The sequence below is a fragment of the Streptomyces durbertensis genome (assembly GCF_014156695.1).
Taxonomy (GTDB): Bacteria; Actinomycetota; Actinomycetes; order Streptomycetales; family Streptomycetaceae; genus Streptomyces; species Streptomyces durbertensis.
The window spans coordinates 1-1,622 of sequence record NZ_WMLF01000710.1 but is presented as its reverse complement, the minus strand read 5'-3'; the positions used below and the strand labels follow the sequence as shown (position 1 = coordinate 1,622).

Below are 1,622 nucleotides of genomic sequence, written 5' to 3'. Positions count from 1 at the left end.
GGCCAGAGTGGAGTGCTCGAAGAGGTCCTGGAGATGGAACAGCAGGCCGGCGTCGCGGGCTTTGCCGAGGATCTGGATGCTGCGGATGGAGTCGCCGCCGAGGTCGAAGAAGTTGTCGTGCCGGCCGATGCGGTCGACGCCCAGGACCTGGCTCCAGATCCCGGCCAGCTGCTCCTCGATGCCCGGCAGCGGGGGCTCGAACTCTGCTGCAAGGTCCGGGCGTTCACCGCTCGGCGCGGGCAGGGCCCGGTGGTCGAGCTTGCCCTGAGAGGTCAGCGGCAGCTCGTCGAGGAAGACGAAGTTGCGCGGGACCATGTAGCCGGGCAGATCCTCCGCAAGACCGTCCCGTAGCTCCTCGAGGGAGGGTGAGGCGCCGTCGTCGGCGACGAGGTAGGCAACCAGGTCGGCCTGGTCGTTCCCCAGGTCGTTGCGGACGATGACCACCGCCTGCCGGACGCCGCCCCGACGGCTCAGCGCCGCCTCGATCTCCCCCAGCTCGATCCGGAACCCACGCACCTTGACCTGACCATCACCCCGGCCCAGATACTCCAGCCCACCATCAGCACGCCACCGCGCCAGGTCCCCACTGCGGTACAGCCGCGCGCCGGGCTCCCCACCCAGATGATCCGGCACAAAGCGCTCGGCGGTCAGCTCCGGACGCCCCACATAGCCACGCGTCACACCAGGACCGCCGACATACAGCTCACCGACCACCCCGACCGGCACCGGCTCACCGAACGAGTCCAGCAGATGCACCCGCAGGTCCGGCAGAGCCGCACCGATCTGCGTGAACGCCCCGTCCAGCTGGTCCTCGGTGACCTCGGCGTAGGTGACATGCACGGTCGTCTCCGTGATGCCGTACATGTTGACCAGCAACGGCTCGCGATACCCGCGCCGCTCACCCCACCGCCGCACCGACGCACGATCCAACGCCTCACCACCGAACACCACCGCCCGCAACGCCAACTCATCCCGCCGCCCCGCGTCCACACCCTCAAACTGGCGGAACGCCGAAGGCGTCTGACTGAGCATCGTCACCCGCTCATCCCGCACCAACGCATAGAACGCGTCAGCATCACGACTGACCTCGTACGGAACCACCACCACACGCCCACCACTGGTCAGCGCACCCCACATCTCCCACACCGAGAAATCGAACGCAAAACTGTGAAAGAGCGACCACACATCATCGCGACCAAAGGAGATACGTTTCTCGACCGCCTCGAACAGCCGGGTGACGTTGCCGTGCGTCACCGTCGTGCCCTTGGGACGACCAGTGGAGCCTGACGTGAAGATCACATAGCACGCGTGATCCGCACTCACCCGGGCAGCCTCACGCGCCACCCGCTCCAGCGTCAGGTCCTCTCCCCGTTGAGCACTCACACTGTCCAGGTCGACGACCTCCCACGGCCCCTCCGGCACCAACCCCTCAGCCGCACCATGCGTCAGAACAAGACCAGCCCCCACGTCCTCCAACATGAACCGCATACGCTCCACCGGGAATCCGGTGTCCAACGGCACATACACACCCCCCGCAAGCAACACACCAAGAGACGCCACCACCGTCTCCAACGAACGCTCCACACACACCCCCACCGGAGCCTCCGCACCCACCCCACGAC

1 protein-coding gene is annotated in these 1,622 nt (G+C 66.8%); it reads right to left on the bottom strand.

Features of this window, described 5'->3' with window-relative positions; genetic code table 11:
- A partial coding sequence (locus GL263_RS26140) for an amino acid adenylation domain-containing protein (RefSeq protein ID WP_323379566.1) occupies positions 1-1,614 on the bottom strand: 1,614 nt, incomplete at its 3' end.
- Positions 1,615-1,622 lie beyond the last annotated feature (8 nt).